Source organism: Altererythrobacter epoxidivorans, from assembly GCF_001281485.1.
In the GTDB taxonomy this organism is placed as follows: Bacteria; Pseudomonadota; Alphaproteobacteria; order Sphingomonadales; family Sphingomonadaceae; genus Erythrobacter; species Erythrobacter epoxidivorans.
On sequence record NZ_CP012669.1, the window covers coordinates 2,651,432 to 2,668,635 of the forward strand.

At 62.8% G+C, this 17,204-nt stretch carries 16 protein-coding genes; 12 read left to right on the plus strand and 4 right to left on the minus strand.

Annotation, left to right across the window (positions count from 1 at the left end):
• Positions 1–69 precede the first annotated feature (69 nt).
• Complete coding sequence (locus tag AMC99_RS13100; RefSeq protein ID WP_061927204.1) at positions 70–489, plus strand: acyl-CoA thioesterase; 420 nt, start codon at positions 70–72, stop codon at positions 487–489.
• Positions 482–1,792 carry a homoserine dehydrogenase gene (locus AMC99_RS13105; protein ID WP_061927206.1) on the plus strand — a complete coding sequence of 437 codons (1,311 nt, stop codon included), beginning with the start codon at positions 482–484 and terminating at the stop codon, positions 1,790–1,792. Before AMC99_RS13100 ends, AMC99_RS13105 begins: the two co-directional genes overlap by 8 nt.
• Here the strand turns inward: AMC99_RS13105 and AMC99_RS13110 are convergent.
• Complete coding sequence (locus tag AMC99_RS13110; RefSeq protein WP_157058332.1) at positions 1,752–2,375, minus strand: hypothetical protein; 624 nt, start codon at positions 2,373–2,375, stop codon at positions 1,752–1,754. The genes AMC99_RS13105 and AMC99_RS13110 overlap by 41 nt on opposite strands.
• A 65-nt stretch (positions 2,376–2,440) precedes the next feature.
• Here AMC99_RS13110 and glpX point away from each other — a divergent pair, with 65 nt between their 5' ends.
• Together glpX and AMC99_RS13120 are read left to right on the plus strand one after the other, a co-directional pair.
• Positions 2,441–3,442 (plus strand): class II fructose-bisphosphatase, encoded by a 1,002-nt coding sequence (glpX, locus tag AMC99_RS13115; protein ID WP_061927210.1) that lies wholly within the window; start codon positions 2,441–2,443, stop codon positions 3,440–3,442.
• A 136-nt stretch (positions 3,443–3,578) separates the two neighbouring features.
• On the plus strand, positions 3,579–4,514 hold the full coding sequence (locus tag AMC99_RS13120) for a ribose-phosphate pyrophosphokinase (RefSeq protein ID WP_061927212.1): 936 nt from the start codon (positions 3,579–3,581) through the stop codon (positions 4,512–4,514).
• A 42-nt stretch (positions 4,515–4,556) separates the two neighbouring features.
• Here AMC99_RS13120 and AMC99_RS13125 read toward each other — a convergent pair whose 3' ends face one another.
• Positions 4,557–5,516 carry a helix-turn-helix domain-containing protein gene (locus tag AMC99_RS13125; protein WP_198143538.1) on the minus strand — a complete coding sequence of 320 codons (960 nt, stop codon included), beginning with the start codon at positions 5,514–5,516 and terminating at the stop codon, positions 4,557–4,559.
• A gap of 222 nt (positions 5,517–5,738) precedes the next feature.
• Here AMC99_RS13125 and hisN point away from each other — a divergent pair, with 222 nt between their 5' ends.
• The 5 genes from hisN to AMC99_RS13150 all read left to right on the plus strand — a co-directional run bounded on the left by hisN (position 5,739) and on the right by AMC99_RS13150 (position 9,209).
• Complete coding sequence (gene hisN / locus AMC99_RS13130; protein WP_061927216.1) at positions 5,739–6,569, plus strand: histidinol-phosphatase; 831 nt, start codon at positions 5,739–5,741, stop codon at positions 6,567–6,569.
• Positions 6,508–7,353, plus strand: a complete 846-nt coding sequence (locus tag AMC99_RS13135) for an SDR family NAD(P)-dependent oxidoreductase (protein WP_338021447.1) — start codon at positions 6,508–6,510, stop codon at positions 7,351–7,353. The genes hisN and AMC99_RS13135 overlap by 62 nt, the downstream gene beginning before the upstream one ends.
• A 267-nt stretch (positions 7,354–7,620) precedes the next feature.
• Positions 7,621–7,824 carry a 50S ribosomal protein L35 gene (gene rpmI, locus AMC99_RS13140; protein ID WP_061927218.1) on the plus strand — a complete coding sequence of 68 codons (204 nt, stop codon included), beginning with the start codon at positions 7,621–7,623 and terminating at the stop codon, positions 7,822–7,824.
• A 26-nt stretch (positions 7,825–7,850) separates the two neighbouring features.
• A complete protein-coding gene (gene rplT / locus AMC99_RS13145) occupies positions 7,851–8,210 on the plus strand; it encodes a 50S ribosomal protein L20 (protein ID WP_061927220.1) in 360 nt (119 codons plus the stop codon).
• 96 nt (positions 8,211–8,306) lie between these two features.
• On the plus strand, positions 8,307–9,209 hold the full coding sequence (locus tag AMC99_RS13150) for a helix-turn-helix domain-containing protein (protein WP_061927222.1): 903 nt from the start codon (positions 8,307–8,309) through the stop codon (positions 9,207–9,209).
• 60 nt (positions 9,210–9,269) lie between these two features.
• Here the strand turns inward: AMC99_RS13150 and AMC99_RS13155 are convergent, their stop codons facing one another.
• The gene (locus AMC99_RS13155) at positions 9,270–10,139 is read right to left on the minus strand and encodes an SH3 domain-containing protein (RefSeq protein ID WP_061927224.1); all 870 of its coding nucleotides are present in this window, start codon (positions 10,137–10,139) and stop codon (positions 9,270–9,272) included.
• 113 nt (positions 10,140–10,252) lie between these two features.
• Here AMC99_RS13155 and AMC99_RS13160 point away from each other — a divergent pair, with 113 nt between their 5' ends.
• The 3 genes from AMC99_RS13160 to pheT all read left to right on the plus strand — a co-directional run bounded on the left by AMC99_RS13160 (position 10,253) and on the right by pheT (position 14,749).
• Positions 10,253–11,161: a helix-turn-helix domain-containing protein gene (locus AMC99_RS13160; protein ID WP_083440178.1), complete on the plus strand. Its 909-nt coding sequence runs from the start codon at positions 10,253–10,255 to the stop codon at positions 11,159–11,161.
• 97 nt (positions 11,162–11,258) lie between these two features.
• Positions 11,259–12,359 (plus strand): phenylalanine--tRNA ligase subunit alpha, encoded by a 1,101-nt coding sequence (pheS, locus tag AMC99_RS13165; RefSeq protein WP_061927226.1) that lies wholly within the window; start codon positions 11,259–11,261, stop codon positions 12,357–12,359.
• On the plus strand, positions 12,356–14,749 hold the full coding sequence (gene pheT / locus AMC99_RS13170; protein WP_061927228.1) for a phenylalanine--tRNA ligase subunit beta: 2,394 nt from the start codon (positions 12,356–12,358) through the stop codon (positions 14,747–14,749). The genes pheS and pheT overlap by 4 nt, the downstream gene beginning before the upstream one ends.
• 82 nt (positions 14,750–14,831) lie before the next feature.
• On the opposite strand, the gene AMC99_RS13175 is transcribed toward pheT, so the two are convergent.
• Positions 14,832–17,201 carry a TonB-dependent receptor gene (locus tag AMC99_RS13175; RefSeq protein ID WP_061927230.1) on the minus strand — a complete coding sequence of 790 codons (2,370 nt, stop codon included), beginning with the start codon at positions 17,199–17,201 and terminating at the stop codon, positions 14,832–14,834.
• Between the last annotated feature and the right edge of the window lie 3 nt (positions 17,202–17,204).

A 17,204-nucleotide genomic window follows, 5' to 3' on the forward strand; every position in this document is an offset into this window, starting at 1 on the left:
AAGGGCAACTAGCGCCGCCTCAAGACAAAGTGGTTCCCTCAAGCCCGTGCTGCGCGCTAGGGCACCGCCATGAGCGATCCGTTCCGTCACAGTTTCCGCGTGCGCTATGCAGAAGTCGATCCGCAGTCGGTCGTCTTCAATTCGCGCTATCTCGAATATGCCGATGTCGTCGTCACCGAATTCTTCATCGACCTGCGCGCGCAGGGCAAGGCGATCGATTCGGAATTCCACGTGCGGCATGCCGAGATCGATTTCCTTGCGCCGATCCGGCTGGAAGAGATGATCGAAGGGCGGCTGACGATCGAACGAATCGGTAATTCCAGCCTCGAAAAGAAGATTACCCTGCACGGGGCAGAGGATGGCAGCCTGCGTGCGACCATCAGTCTCGTGACAGTCCACGTCGACCTTTCGACGGGGCAGTCGATGCCGATACCCGACCACATTCGCGAAGCTTTCGGTTTCCCCGCGCTGGAGAAGGCGCATGGCTGAACCGCTTCGCATTGCGCTTGCCGGCCTCGGCACCGTCGGCGCCGGTGTCATCCGGCTGATCGAAACCAATGCGCGGCTGATTTCCGCGCGGGCCGGGCGCGACATCGTGATAACCGCTGTCAGCGCCCGCGACCGGACCAAAGATCGCGGTGTCGACCTTGCACCCTATGCATGGGAAGACGACATGACCGCGCTGGCGAAGCGTGACGACGTCGATGTCGTGGTGGAACTTGTCGGCGGGTCTGACGGACCGGCCCTGGCGCTGGCGCGGTCGGCCCTCGACGCGGGCAAGGCGCTGGTCACGGCAAACAAGGCCATGATCGCGCACCACGGCATTGCCCTTGCCGAAATGGCCGAGGCGAAGGAAGCCGCGCTCAAGTTCGAGGCCGCCGTTGCAGGCGGTATCCCGGTGGTGAAGGGCCTCAGGGAAGGCACATCCGCCAATGCGCTCGAGCGGATCTACGGCATCCTCAACGGCACCTGCAATTACATCCTCTCGACAATGGAGGACACCGGCGCGGATTTCGGCGAAGTGCTCGCCGATGCGCAGCGGCTTGGATATGCGGAGGCCGACCCGACCTTCGACATCGAAGGTATCGATGCGGCGCACAAGCTCGCGATCCTTGCCGCAATCGGCTTTGGCGCCCGGATCGATTTCGAATCCGTGCGGACCACCGGCATCACCCGGGTCAAGGCTGCCGATATCGCGCAGGCAGAGGCGCTGGGCTTCGTCATCCGCCTCATCGCGATGACCGATGTAGAGGAAGACGCGAACGGTGCGCCGCAGCTCCTCCAGCGTGTTCGCCCGTGCCTCGTTTCCAAGGACCACCCGCTGGCGAGCGTCGACGGGCCGACCAATGCGGTCGTCGCAGAAGGCAATTTCTCGGGCAGGCTGCTGTTCCAGGGCGCGGGTGCAGGCGATGGTCCCACGGCCAGCGCAGTGGTCGCCGACATCATCGATATCGCCCGTGACGAGGTCGGTGCGCCGTTCTCGATTCCCGTGGCCCAGCTTGTCGCGATGGCGCCGCATGAACCGGGTCACCGGATGGAGCGGACCTACATCCGCTTCACCGTCGCCGACCGGCCCGGCGTGCTGGCAGAGATTACCGCAGCAATGCGCGATGCGGGCGTTTCCATCGAAAGCCTGATCCAGAAAGGTCGCGCGGACGAAGGCGACGAAGTGCTGGTGGCCATGGTCACGCACGAAGGGCCCGAGCGCTGCATTCGCGAGGCGCTCGACCTGCTCGACGGTTCGGAAAGCCTTACGGCTCCGCCGCTGGTGCTGCCGCTGTTGCGGGACTAGCGCTGCCGGCGGGCCGCTCCCTCGGAGGGAGGCCCAGGACTTCGCGGCGAGCGCGTTCGATCTCTTCCGGAGAAATGTCGTCCTGGCCGAGCGGGGGCAGGCCGCGGGCAATGCGGTCCGCATCCGACCCGGGAGGCGCCTTGGGCAATGCGGTCACGTCGATCATCAGCGCCGGTTCTTTCGGGCAGGGCGGTATCAGGCACAACCCGCCGACGGTGGCCGGCCCCTTGAAAATGCCCTCGCCCGCGACGTCGGGCGTCTGCGGGTTGCCCTTGTTCATCGTTTCACGGGCATAGCGCTTGTGCGCCTCGTCCGATGTCACACCGCGAAACTGCCTCTGGTCCTGTTGCCGGCGGCAGACGATGATCTCGCCCGAGAGAATCGCGGCTTCTTCTTCCGCAGAGCAATCCTCCATCGGCGGCTGGGGGCCATACATGTCGTCGATGGTCGCGAGGATGTCGATCGAGGTAGAACCGTCCGCCGCGCGCGTTTCCGATCCTTGCGCCGAGGCTGGATTCGCGCCGACCAAAGCGGCTGCGACAAGGAAAACCAGGGCACTGATTCTGGTCCTGGTCACTGCCATGCTCGACAAGCCTGCCTCCATCGGTCTAAGCGCGCCTCACCTCACAGGAGGGGACTGAATCACCGATGAACACCGATATCCTTGCAAAGAAGCCAAAGTCCAGTGACGCGCTCGACCGGGTGCTGGTTCTCGAAATGGTCCGCGTGACCGAAGCTGCGGCAGTCGCTGCCTCGCAGCTTGTCGGACGCGGCGACGAAAAGGCCGCCGATGCCGCCGCTGTCGAAGCGATGCGCAAGGCTTTCGACGAGCTCTACATGGATGGCACCGTCGTCATCGGCGAGGGCGAACGCGACGAAGCGCCGATGCTCTACATCGGGGAAAAAGTCGGCGGCGCGCCGGGCAAGGGCCCCAAGATCGACATCGCGCTCGATCCGCTGGAAGGCACTACGATCACGGCGAAGGCCGGTCCGAACGCGCTGGCCGTGCTCGCCGCTGCCGAAGAAGGCTGCCTCCTGAACGCGCCCGACACCTATATGGACAAGCTGGCGGTTGGCCCCGGCTATCCCGAAGGGATCATCGACCTCGCCAAGAGCCCGACAGAAAACGTCAAGGCGGTTGCTGCCGCCAAGGGTGTCGAACCTTCCGAAATCATCGTCTGCGTCCTCGATCGTCCGCGCCATGCAGACCTGATCGCCGAACTGCGCGGCATCGGTTGCGGCGTCGTCCTGATCGGAGACGGCGACGTTGCCGGCGTCATCGCGGTAACCGACGAAGACACCACGATCGACATGTACATGGGCCAGGGCGGCGCGCCTGAAGGCGTGCTTGCCGCAGCGGCGCTGCGCTGCGTCGGCGGCCAGTTCAACGGCCGTCTCGTCTTCCGCAACGAGGATGAAAAGGCCCGCGCCCGCAAATGGGGCATTCCGGACGAGGATTTCGACCGCATCTACAAGCTCGAGGAGCTAGCAAAGGGCGACTGCATCTTCGCAGCGACCGGCGTGACCTCAGGTTCGCTGCTCGAAGGCGTGAAGCGCAAGCGCGGCGGGCTGATGACGACCGAAAGCGTCGTGATGCGTGCAAGCTCGGGCACCGTGCGCTGGATCAAGGGCGAACACCGCGTCGCCTGACCGCAAAGTGGTCGCGGCTGATCCATCCGCGACACTTTTTGCTGCTTCCTGTCCAAAACTGGCCCACGCGGTCTGTTGCAATCGCATGACTCTCGTCTAGGCGGGGGCAACAGCTGCAGTCAGGGATTCGCTTCCAATGAAGATCATGTCCGGCAATTCGAACCTGCCTCTCGCCCGTGCGGTCGCAGCCTATCTCGAGATGCCGCTGACCGACGCCAGCGTCCGGCGGTTCTCGGACGAGGAAGTGTTCGTCGAAATCCACGAGAACGTGCGCGGCGAGGACGTGTTCATCGTCCAGCCAACGAACTTCCCGGCAAACGACAATCTGATGGAACTGCTGATCTGCATCGACGCGCTGCGCCGTGCATCGGCCAAGCGCATCACTGCCGTCGTTCCCTATTTCGGTTATGCCCGGCAGGACCGGAAGCCCGGACCGCGCACGCCAATTTCGGCCAAGCTGGTGGCCAATTTGATCACCGAGGCAGGAGCCGACCGCGTGCTTGCAGTCGACCTGCACGCAGGCCAGATCCAGGGCTTCTTCGATATCCCGACCGATAACCTTTATGCCGCGCCTGTCATGGCGGCGGACATTCAGGCGCGTTACGGCGACCAGGACCTGATGGTCGTCAGCCCCGACGTCGGCGGCGTTGTGCGCGCACGCGCGCTGGCCAAGCGGCTCGACAACGCTCCGCTCGCCATCGTCGACAAGCGCCGCGATCGCCCGGGCGAATCCGAAGTGATGAACATCATCGGTGACGTGACCGGTCGCCACTGCATCCTGATCGACGACATCGTCGATTCGGGCGGCACGCTGTGCAATGCGGCCGAAGCTCTGCTGGACCAGGGCGCTGCGAGCGTCGCGGCCTATATCACGCACGGCGTGCTGTCGGGCGGCGCGGTTGCGCGCGTCGACGGGTCCAAGCTGAAAGAGCTGGTGATCACCAACTCGATCCGACCGACCGAAGCGGCCGAGGCATCGGACAAGATCCGCATCCTCACCATCGCTCCGCTGATTGGCGAAGCGGTGCGCCGTATCGCCGACGAAAGCTCGGTTAGCTCGCTGTTCGATTGATCCGGCAGGGGGCGCCAGCCTCCGCCGACGGTCAAGGTCCCGTCAGTAGTCGCTCCTGAACCAGGGGCGCTTTTCTCCCGGTTTCAGGCGGTCGAGTTCTTCCAGCCGCCGCGCCTGGCGCTGTTCGAGCGTGAGCGTGATGAGCGGCCGCGGGCGGGCGCGGAATTTTTCCGGCGTCACCCCGAAGAATGACGCGAATTCGCGGATCAGGTGCGACTGGTCGAAATAGCGCAGCAGGATCTCTTCCTCCTCGCTTTCGTCCGCGACCCCGCAAATCAGGGCGGCCATGTCGAGCGCCCGCGCCCGCCGCATCACCGTGCGCGGGGTCAGGCCGAAATCGCGCTTCACGAGGCGTTCGAGCTGTCGCAGGCTGATGTTGTGCTGTTCGGCAAAATCGCCGAGCGATTGGGTCGGGTCCGCGAAGGCCGCCAGTTCGAAAGCCGAGGTGACCGGATTGGGCGGGGCGGGATCATGTCGGTCGATATATCGGCGCAGCGCTTCTTCCAGCGCGAGATTCCAGTCTTCCGGCGAATACTCGTCGGAGAAAACATCCTTGATGTCGTCTGCCAGCACTCCGAAAATGTCGGTTCGTTCGATCCGGTCGGTCAGTTCATGGGCCGATCGGCCGGTCAGCGCATGAAAGGCACCGGCGCGCAGCCCGAAACCCGCCGACATGATATCGCCGGTGCACGATAACGGCATGAATTTCGATTGCTGGCCGAACTGCAGGACCTCGTGTTCGAAGCTGTCGTGGCCGTCGGCAGTCATCGCCGTCCAGCGTCCGTTGAATATGACGCGGGTGTAGAGGAGGTCATTGCACATCCCGCAGGCGACATGCGCGTTGGGATCGTTGGTCATCTTGGCCGAGACGAGCCGCGCAACCCACGGCTCCAGGTCAGGGGAAGGGGCGCGGTTTTCCGACAGAGGCATGCCGTCGCGCGACATGCCGGTCAGCGGCACGATGTGCTTGCGCCAAAGGTCCTCGTCGGGATTGTCAGACACGGCCCAGGCCCCCTGAAGAAAGCGAGCTGCAGGGCGACGAAATGCTTTCCGCATGGAGGGCGCAGGCAATCGCAAATGGCCGCAAAGCATGCGGTCGCAGCAACCGTGAGGTCGCACGATTGTCTTCGCGGCCCATTGGGCTATGTGTCCCCATAGTTTGCGATCGAAGGTATCCCAACTTCGTTTTCAGCGTCTTTTGTATCCTAAAAGTCACGGGAAGTCATGGACCGAACCGACATTGAATGCGCCCTCCGCCTTGCCGACGCGGCAGGCTCTGCCATCCGCCCGCTTTTCCGCGGCGACTGGTCGCACGAACAGAAGAAGGACCGCACGTTCGTGACCGAGGCGGATCGCGCGGCAGAAGCGGCCATGCGCTCGATCATCGAAAAGCAGTTTCCGTCCGACGGCATCGTTGGTGAGGAATACGGCCTGCGCAACGAAGGCGCTGGCAGGCAGTGGGTGCTCGATCCGATCGACGGCACCACCAGCTTCATTGCCGGACGCCCGATCTTCGGGACCCTGATCGCGCTGCTGCAGGACGGCTGGCCCGTCCTTGGCGTGATCGACCAGCCGATCCTCAATGAACGCTGGGTCGGGGTGATCGGCGAAGGTACGACTTTCAACGGCAAGCCCGTGCGCTGCTCGCCTTGCGGCGAATTGTCGCAGGCGGTCCTGGCGACGACCACGCCGCACCAGTTTTCGGGCGACGATGTCGATGCCTTCATGGGCGTTGCGAAGGCGGTGGCAGAGCGCAAGATCATCTATGGCGGCGACTGCTACAATTACGCCCTGTGCGCGTCGGGCCATGTCGATCTCGTGGTCGAAGCCAATTTGCAGCTTTATGATTATGCCGCGTTAGTCCCGATCGTCGAAGGGGCCGGCGGCACGATGAGCGACTGGCAGGGTCACCCGCTCGATGCCGGAAGCGACGGAAGGGTGATCGCGCTCGGCGATCCGGCACGTCTCGAAGACGTGCTCGAGGCGATGAGCGGTGTCGATCTCGACGATGGCCATCACCACGACCACGATCACAGGCACGATCACGGGCACTAAGCCGCCGGCCGCTCGTTGGGCGCGCATGGAAAGAACGATACTGATCACAGGCGCCGGTGCTGGCATCGGACGCGCCATTGTCCTGCATTTCCACGGGCTAGGCTGGAACGTTATCGGCCTCGACAAGGATGGCGAGGCACTGGACGAACTCCGCATGGCCCTGCCTGACCGGTCGCAAATGATAGATTGCGATGTTGGCGATGAAGGCCAGGTGGGAAAGGCTTTCGAGCAGGTTTCGGACTATCTCGATGGGGCGGCACTCGACTGCCTCGTCAACAATGCGGGCATCGCCGACCCATATTGCGGCCCGCTGGAGGATCTGTCGCTCGACCAATGGCAGGGCTGGATCGATGCCAGCCTGACAGCGGCTTTCCTGTGCAGCCGCGCGGCGCTGCCTCATTTGCGGAAAGCCGAAGACGGGGCGGCCATCGTCAACATTTCCTCGACCCGCGCGGTCATGAGCGAACCCGAAACTTTCGCCTATGCAGCAGCCAAGGGCGGTCTTGATGCTCTGACCCATTCGATGGCGGTTACCCTCGGTCCGCAAATCCGGGTCAATGCGATCAGGCCGGGCTGGATCGAGACGCGCAACTGGCAGAAACAGTCGAAGCGCGAAGAGGTCGAACATCGCGAAAAGGACAAGGGCCAGCATCCTGCCGGGCGTGTCGGCGAACCGCAGGACATTGCAGAGGCGGTCGAGTATCTTTGTCGCGCGGGCTTCGTGACCGGGCAGCATCTCAACATCGACGGCGGGATGACGGTCAAGATGATCTACGAGGAATAGGATCCGAACGTTTCGATTTCGCGCTTTCCTACCGCAGCTGACATCGGCAGCGATGACATGCCGCGTCCAGGCCCGAAAGGAAGGAGTTTCGCCTCATGGACTGTGTTCCATGTGTTCCATCCAGTAGGATTTGGCGGGCGTCACAACGCTTGCAATTCCTGCCCAGATCGCTATCTCGCGCGCCTTCAACGACACGAATCAAGCTGCCGGCCTGGCGACAAGGGCTGCCAGGGCTGGTTGAGCGTGTCTCTGTACTAGGAGATGAAAATGCCCAAGCTTAAGACCAAGAGCGGTGTGAAGAAGCGCTTCAAAATCACCGCAACCGGCAAGGTCAAGCACGGTGTTGCTGGCAAGCGCCACCGCCTGATCAGCCACAATGCGAAGTATATTCGCCAGAACCGCGGAACTTCCGTGCTGTCCGAAGCGGACGTGAAGCACGTGAAGAAGTGGGCCCCCTACGGCCTCGACTGAGCCCGCAAGTTTCCAGGAGATAGAATATGCCTCGCATTAAACGCGGCGTTACCACGCGCCAGAAGCACAAGCGGCTGCTCGAACAGGCCAAGGGCTATCGCGGTCGTCGCAAGAACACGATTCGCGTCGCTCGCCAGGCCGTCGAAAAGGCCGGCCAGTACGCCTATCGCGACCGCAAGGTTAAGAAGCGCAACTTCCGCGCCCTGTGGATCCAGCGCATCAACGCTGCCGTTCGCGCCGAAGGCCTGACCTATTCGCAGTTCATGCACGGCGCGAAGCTCGCCGGTATCGAACTCGACCGCAAGGTGATGGCCGATCTCGCCATGAACGAGGGCGCAGCCTTCAAGGCAGTGATCGCACAGGCGAAGAAGGCCCTTCCGGCCTGATCTGATCGCCATACGAATTCGCGAAGGGCGTCGGGGCTTCGGCTTCGGCGCCCTTCTCGTTTGTAAATTCTCGACAAGTGTGTCTTACTGTCGGGTATGACCGGGCATCAGGCGTCAGCACAGGGCGCGGCAAAACGATATGAGGTTCGCAGCAACTTCTTCGCACCACCTGCGCAATTCGACGGCTGCTTCACGTCCTTCTACCAGGCCATAATCGACGTCGATGATGGCGGAGTTCTCCACGACCACCTGCAGCCGGAATGGGCGAACCTCAGGTTCTTTTCAGGTTCCGTTCCGGTCTCCCAGGTGCCCGGCAAGCCAGAGCTGCGCGACGCGCGGTTCACGGCGACCGGCCCCAGCACGCTGCCGGTCAGGTTCGAGCTGGGCACATGCCGCATGTGGGGCATCGGGATACTTCCGCTCGGCTGGTCGCGGCTGCTCGACACCAATGCCAGCGACGTTGTGAACATCATATGCGACGGGGCAGCGCACCCAGCGTTCAAGAAGTTCGCTCCGATGCAGGAGGTGCTCTGCGACGATAGCGTGCCCGACCAGCAGCAATTCGACTACATCGTCGAATTCATGAATGCTGCGATGCGGCCCAACCGCGACGAGGACAAGATCGTGCGCGTCCACCGGGCGATGGTCGACAGCAAGCTGACCAGCGTCGCCGATTTTGCCGATCTGTCAGGGATGAGCGTGCGGACGCTCGAACGGCTATGCCACCGCTACTTCGGGTTCTCGCCGAAACTGCTGATGCGGCGGCAACGTTTCATGCGCAGCCTCACCGACTTCCTTCTTCACGACGGGAAGAAATGGACCGAAGTGATGGACGACCATTATCACGACCAGGCGCAGTTCACGCGCGAGTTTCACGAATTCATGACAATGAACCCGTCGGACTATGCCGCTCTCGACCATCCCGTCCTGTCGGCCTTCATCAGGGCGCGGGCCAAGATCTGGGGCTCTCCGGCCCAAACGCTCGACAAGCCAGGCTGATACGAAAAGCGGACCGGCGCATGATGCACCGATCCGCCTGCGAGAACTTCCGGAAAAGTCCTATTCCATGTCTTCGACGGACACCCAGCCCTTCGTGCCATAGTTGTCCGCGACTTCGATGAAGAGCCCTTCGCGCTTGCCGGTCGGCGACAGCTCCGTACCCGCACGGAGCGAACGCACCTCAGCGCCGGTGGCAGCGGGGCTGCTGCGCATGACGGTATCGACGGCAACGACCGCCGCTGCCGATGCCCCGCCTGATGCTGCCGGGGCGCTTTCCAGAACCGTCCGCTGAGCGATCAGCTGGTTGAATGCGATGACGAAGGCCTCGGTCAGCATTTCACCGTTCTTGCTGCCCTGATAGCCCGATGCATTGGCTGCGGTCTGCGCCCAGCCACCCGAGCCGGAAAAGCTGAGGCTCGATTTCTTCACGGTGCCGCTGCCGGCGGCAACGGTCATGCCGTTTGTTGGGCTGACGACGCGCAGGCCGGCTGCGACGGTTTTCTTCTTGCCCCCGAAGCCGCCGAAAGCGCCGAGAAGCGCTCCGCCAACCGGGACCTTGCTGAGGACGGATCCGGCAGCGCCGCTACGGATGAGGGCTTCGGTAGCGCCTGCCTTGGCCATTTCCATGCCTTTGTCGACTTCTTCCTGCGAACCGGCAATCGCCGTGACGAGGAAGCGTGCCGGTTCGCCATTTGCAGCGTTGACGGGCGTGAAGCAGCCGGATTCAATGGCGAGAGCATTGATGAGTTCGCGTGGACTGCCTAGCCCCCACTCTGTCCAGCCCGTCGTGTCTCCTTCGACCAGCGCGATCGTGCCGAGGCTGGCCTCGCACTTCGTCAGTTCCGGTGCTTCCTGCTTCGCCGCCGAGGCCGGCGCGTGCGCTGCAAGGACAGCCATCGCAAGACCCGCCGTCATCAATTTAAGTTTCATGATTGTTTCCCCCAAGTACTTGTAAGTCACCGATAGTTAGGCTGAAATGCAACTTTCGACTTGTAAGGATCCGACGTTTCGGATTTTCTCAAAATAACAAGGGGTTGCATTGGGTGGGGGTATCGACCGGTTCGATCGAGATACGATTCGCCTTGCCTTCGCGTGAGCTGCAGCCGTTCGTCACCACCTATTACTGCACGACAGTAGAGGCGCCGTCGCTGATCGGCTGGCAGGAGGATTACCTCCATCCTGAATGGGGTAACATCCGCATTCTGCCCGAAGGGATGAGCCAGCATTCGATCGCCGGTGCGCCGATGGAGCAGACCCCGGCGTTCGTGGCAGCCGGGCCGACGAGCCGGGCGACGCGGTTCCGCATGGGATCGGGCCGCAATTGGGGGATTGGCCTGCTCCCTCTGGGATGGGCCAAGTTCATCGATGCCCCGGCCGGTGATTATGCAGACCGGGTTGCCGATGCCGATACCGACCCTGCCTTTGCCGTTTTCCGGCCTTTGGCGGATGAACTGCGCGCTTCCAACGGGGACTTCGAGGACGAGCTGGCCATCATCGAGCGCCACATGGCTGCGCTGGTTGAGCGCCCGGTCAACGACGTGGAATCGATAACGGCGCTTAATGCCGCGCTGGTCGATCCCGATGTAACGACGGTGGCCGACCTGGCGGAGGCGACGGGACTGAAGATCAGGACGCTCGAACGGTTGTCGCGCCGCGCTTTCGGCTTTTCACCCAAGCTGCTTATCCGCCGACAGAGGTTCCTGCGCAGCCTCGCGCAGTTCATGCTCGATCCCTCGCTCAAATGGTTGACTGCGATGGACTACCATTACCACGACCAGGCGCATTTCGTCCGCGACTTCAAACGGTTCATGGACATGACGCCGAGCGCCTATGCGAAGCAGGATCATCCCTTGCTTGCCGCGGCGGCAAAGGCGCGCGCGGCGATCGCGGGCGAGGCCGTCCAGGGCTTGCATGACCCTTCGGCGGGCGGGAAGCCTGCCATTTCTGCCTGACTGGAAGGCGGCGATTCGTGACGAGGCGGTATTGCCGCTTTGCCTTCGAGGCCATTTGCCGCTAGCGGGTCGCCCTCCGGTAAAGAAGCCAGAAGCAATGACAGAACTGACGACACAAAAGGATGCCGCACTGGCGGCAATTGCGAATGCGCAGACACTCGATGCTATCGAGGAACAACGCGTCGCCGCGCTCGGCAAGAAGGGCTGGGTCAGCCTCGCGCTGAAGACGCTCGGCCAGATGAGCCCGGACGAACGCCAGCAGGCCGCGCCTGCGATCCAGGCGATCCGCGCCGAAATCTCGGACGCGCTCATGGCCAAGAAATCCGCGCTCGAGAGTGCAGAGCTCGAAGCTCAGCTCGCCAACGAGACCGTCGATCTGACATTGCCTGCGCCTCAGCAGCCGAGCGGCACGGTCCATCCTGTCAGCCAGGTGATGGACGAGCTGGCCGAAATCTTCGTCGACCTGGGCTTTGCAGTAGCTACCGGTCCGGAGATCGAAGACGACTGGCATAACTTCACCGCGCTCAACATGGATGAAAGCCATCCGGCACGCGCAATGCACGACACCTTCTATTTCCCGGACAAGGATGGAGAAGGGCGTAGCATGCTGCTGCGCACGCATACGTCTCCCGTCCAGATCCGCAGCATGGTCGAACAGGGCGCGCCGATCCGCATCATTGCGCCGGGCCGAGTCTATCGATCCGACAGCGACGCGACACATACCCCGATGTTCCACCAGGTCGAAGGACTGGTGATCGACAAGGGCATCCACCTCGGCCACCTGAAGTGGACGCTGGAAACCTTCCTCAAGGCATTCTTCGAGCGCGACGATATCGTGCTGCGCCTGCGACCGTCGTACTTCCCCTTCACCGAACCTTCGGTCGAAATCGATGTCGGTTTCGAAGTGGTCGACGGGCGCCGCGTCCTCGGCGGCGATGGCGATGCACCGGGTCACGGCTGGATGGAATTGCTCGGCAGCGGCATGGTCAACCGCCGGGTGATCGAATTCGCGGGCCTCGACCCTGACGAATGGCAAGGCTTTGCCTTCGGCGTCGGCGTCGACCGGCTTGCCATGCTCAAATACGGGATGGACGATCTGCGCGCCTTCTTCGACGGCGACGTGCGCTGGCTTCAGCATTATGGCTTCAGTCCGTTCGACCAGCCGACCCTCTCCGCAGGCGTAGGAGCACGGGCATGAAGTTCTCGCTCGAATGGTTGAAGCAATTCCTCGACACCGACGCGTCGGTGGCGGAGATTTCGGCTGCGCTCAATTCAATCGGCCTCGAAGTCGAAGGCCTGGAAGACCCTGCCGAAAGGCTCGAGGGTTTCCGTGTCGCGAAGGTCCTTACGGCGGCACCGCACCCAGACGCGGACAAGCTGCAGGTGCTCACTGTCGACACGGGCGACGGCGACCCCTTGCAAGTCGTCTGCGGCGCGCCCAATGCCCGCGCGGGAATGAAGGGTGTGCTGGGCCTGCCCGGCGCGGTCGTGCCCGCCAACGGCATGGAACTCCGCAAGAGCGCCATTCGCGGCGTCGAATCGAACGGCATGATGTGTTCGGTCCGCGAACTCGAACTGGGCGACGAGCATGACGGCATCATTGAACTGCCTGAAGATGCTCCGGTCGGAACGAGCTTCGCCGATTACCACAACGCATCGCCGGTTTTCGATGTGGCGATCACGCCCAACCGCCCCGATTGCATGGGTGTCTATGGCATTGCACGCGACCTCGCCGCGGCAGGCGTCGGAACGCTCAAGCCGATGGATGTCCCTTCGGTCGAAGCGGCTTTCGGCTGCCCTGCAGAGATCCGCACCGAAGATCCCGATGGCTGTCCTGCCTTCTATGGACGGGTCCTTCGCGGCGTCAAAAACGGATCGTCGCCAGAATGGATGCAGCAGCGCCTGATAGCGGCCGGACAGCGCCCCATCAGCGCGCTCGTCGATTGCACCAACTACCTGATGCTCGCTTTCGGCCGCCCGGCTCACGTCTATGACCTGGCCAAGCTCCAGGGTGCAGTCGTTGCCCGTCGTGCACGCAATGGCGAAACGATCGAAGCGCTGAACGAGAAGACCTACACGCTCGACGACACGATGACCGTAATTGCAGACGATGCCGGTGTCCACGACGTCGGCGGGATCATGGGTGGCGAGCATTCCGGAGCGACCGAGGCGACGACCGACGTCCTGCTCGAAATCGCCTATTTCGATCCTGCCCGCATCGGCGTGACCGGCCGCAAACTCGGCTTGGCGTCCGATGCACGCACGCGTTTCGAACGCGGTGTCGATCCGGCATTCCTCGATGATGGGCTGGCGATCCTGACTGATCTGGTCCAGCGCACCTGCGGCGGCGAGGCGAGCGAGGTCGTGCGCGCCGGCCAGCCGCCGGCAGAAGCGAAATTGATCGCCTTCGATCCCGGACTGACTGCGCGCCTTGGCGGTGTGGAAATCACCGCTGATGATCAGCGCCGCATCCTCGAAGCGCTCGATTTCGGCGTATCGGATGACTGGAACGTCACGTGTCCGCTGCGTCGTCACGATGTCGAAGGGCCTGCCGACCTGGTCGAGGAAGTCGTGCGCATTCACGGTCTCGACAAGGTTGCCAGCGTGGCCTTGCCGCGCGCCGAAGGCGTGGCGAAACCGACTGCAACACCAGCGCAGAAGCTCGAACGGCGCCTGCGCCGTGCGGCAGCGGCTCGCGGCCTCAACGAAGCGATCACCTGGTCCTTCCTGCCGCAGGCCGACGCCGACCATTTCGCCGAAGAGGGCAGCACGCCCTGGGCGCTCGACAACCCGATCAGCGAGGACATGAAGGTCATGCGCCCCTCGCTGCTTCCCGGGTTGCTGGCGGCGGCAAAGCGCAACATGGACCGCGGCGCGGCGAGCCTTCGCCTGTTCGAGATCGGTCGCCGCTATTTCCGCGGCAAGTCCGGCGCAAGCGACGAGAAACTGACGCTCGGCGTCCTGCTCGCGGGCGAAAGGTCGACCCGCGCATGGGCCAGTGGCAAGGCAACCAGGTTCGATGCCTTCGATGCCAAGGCCGAAGCCGAGGCGCTGCTCGCAGAGGCGGGTGCCCCTGTCGACAAGCTGATGGTGATGGGCGAGGCCGGTGCGCAGTTCCATCCCGGCCAGTCGGGCACGCTCCGCCTTGGTCCGAAGAACGTGCTGGCGCGCTTCGGCACGCTGCACCCTTCGACCCTTGCGAGCTTCGATGTCGATGGCCCGGTGGCTGCGGTCGAGATTTTCCTCGACGCCATTCCGCCCAAGCGGGGTACGGCAAGCTTTGCGCAGGCAGCCTACTCGCCGCCGGCGCTGCAGGCCGTAACGCGCGACTTCGCATTCCTGGTCGATGCCGATCTCGCCGCGGGCGAATTGCTCAAGGCCGTTCGCGGGGCTGATAAATCGAACATCGTCGATGCCCGCATTTTCGACGTGTTCGCTGGGCAGGGCGTGCCGGAAGGCAAGAAGTCGATCGCTCTCGAAGTGACGCTGCAACCGCAGGACAAGAGCTACAAGGATGCAGAGATCAAGGCGATCTCCGATGCGGTCGTGTCGTCGGCTGCGAAGCTTGGTGCCGATTTGCGCGGCTAAGGCTGCAACCAGCGATAGCCAAAGAAAAAGGGCGGGGGAGCAATGCGCTCCCTCGCCCCTTTTTTGTCCTGACTTCGCTTTCCTAGAAGCGGAAGCCTGCGGTGACCTGCCAGGTGCGCGGATCGCCGAAATAGACCGTCTGGATATTGCCGACCGAGCTGAATTCCTGCCCGTCGGTCTTGTAGAGCGAGTTGGTCACATTCTTGACCATGCCGCGCAGGTAATATCCGCCCCAGTCGATCTCTGCATAGACGTTGCCGAGGTAGTATCCGTCTTCCTCCAGCCCTTCGCGGTTGTCGACCGAGAGATAGTGCTTGTCGACGAAGCGCATGTCACCGCCGAATGACAGCGATGCATCGTCGCCCACCGGCACGGTGTAATCCATGCCCACACGCGCCGTCAGCGGCGGTGCGAAGGCGGGTTCGCAGGTGACTGCATTCCCGGTCGGGTTGCAGCTGAATGCAGGAGCGCGGCGGCCATCGGTGAACTCGTCATACTTGGCGTTGAGATAGCCGACCGATGCCATGATGGTGAGCGGCGTCGAAGGCTTCACCGAACCTTCGACCTCGATGCCCTGGATGGTCAGCTTGCCGGCGTTGAGCACAGGGAAGCTGCCTCCGGTCACACCGGTGTTGCCGCCGCCTACGCGGGCCTGGAAGTCCTTGTAGTCGGAGTGGAAGGCAGCGACCGACACGTTCACGCGTCCGTCGAGCCAGCTACCCTTGGCGCCGACTTCGTAGGTCCAGACCTTTTCCGGTGCGAAGTAAGGTACGACCACCGTGTCGCCATCCACTTCCAGCGTCACATCGGCGAGGCCGTTGACGCGGCCGTTGAAGCCACCCGACTTGAAGCCGCGGCTGGCCGAGGCGTAGATCATCGTGTTCGCGGTCGGCTTGTAACTTGCCGAAACCATCGGGGTCCAAGCATCGAACGACACGCTGTCGATGTCGTTGAACGGCGCCGGCAGATCGTCGGGGAAGGTGTAGCTGCTGGCGAGGATGTCGGTCTGGAACACCGCGCTCGAAAGCAGGGCGTCCGTGTGGCGGTAGTAGCTCTTCTTCTCGTGCGTGTAGCGAAGGCCGGCAGTCATCGAGAACTTGTCGGTGAAATCGTAGGTCAGCTGGCCGAAGGCTGCATAGCTATCGAGTTCCTGGTCGTCCTCGATCGTACGGATGAATTCGAGCGGTGTGCCGATGTAACGCAGGTAGTTGTCCGCCCACGCGGTCTGCTGCGAGGTGATCTGCTCGTTCAGGTAGTAGAGGCCGAAAACACCGGCGAGGCGGTCGGCATCAAGCTTCAGCTGCAATTCCTGGCTGAACTGCTTCTGGTTCACGCCGACGAATACGTCGCCCACTTCGGTATCGGTCGCATCGATGTCGATGAAGAGGTCAGGCGTCAGCTTGCGATATGCTGTGATCGAGCTGAGCGTCAGCATGTCGCTCAATTCGACATTGACGGTTCCGGATACGCCCCAATGCTCGAGCTTCTGGCCTTCGTCCCCAGTGAAGCTGGTCGATGCCTCGTAGTCGTAATTATCGCAGTCGCTGTTGGGCGCGATCACGAAGGGAGTAAGGCCAGTGAAGGTTGCGTTGTAGTCGAAGCCGATCAGGTCAGTTGTCGCGCAGCCCAGCGTCAGCTTGTTGCGCTGGCGCGTGTAGTCGCCCGAAAGCAGGACCTCGACCGCATCGCTCGGCTGGGCGCGCAGGATGCCGCGAAACGACAGGTTGTTCCTGTCGTTGTACTTCTTGCCGGTCGCCGGGTCCGTGACGATACCGTCGCGGTTGTCGTAAAGGCCGGCGAGCGAAAGCGCGACGCTGCCGGGTGCGATCGGGGCCGAGATATAGCCCTTGGCGATGGTCTCGTCATACTTGCCATAGGTGAAGCTCGCTTCGCCGGTCATGTAGTCGAGATCGGGTTTCTTCGACACGATGTTCACAGCGCCGCCGATGGTGTTCTTGCCATATAGCGTGCCCTGCGGGCCGCGCAGCACTTCGACGCGCTCGACATCATAGAGATTGAGCAAAGCGCCCTGGATGCGGCTGAGATAGACACCGTCGATATAGACGCCGACTGCCGGGTCGAAGGTCTGCAGGGCATCCGGCTGGCCGATGCCGCGGATGAAGAAGTTCGCGCTCGAGGCCGAACCGCGCCCCTGGACGACATTGACGTTGGGGGTAGCGCCCTGGACGCCCGAAAGGTCGTTGGCACCCAGATCGTCTAGCTGTTCCTGGCCGAGCGCGGTGATTGCGATCGGAACGTCGAGCAGGCGCTCTTCGCGCTTTCGGGCGATGACGACGATTTCGTTCGTCGGCTGGAATTCGGCTTCACCAGCGGCGGCATTGTCTGCCGACTGGGCATGTGCGGGGATGGCGACTAGGCAGGACATGGCCGAGCCTGCAAGCAGGACAGCCGCATTCTTCTTGGAAAACAGGGTCACAGAATTCTCTCCCATTGA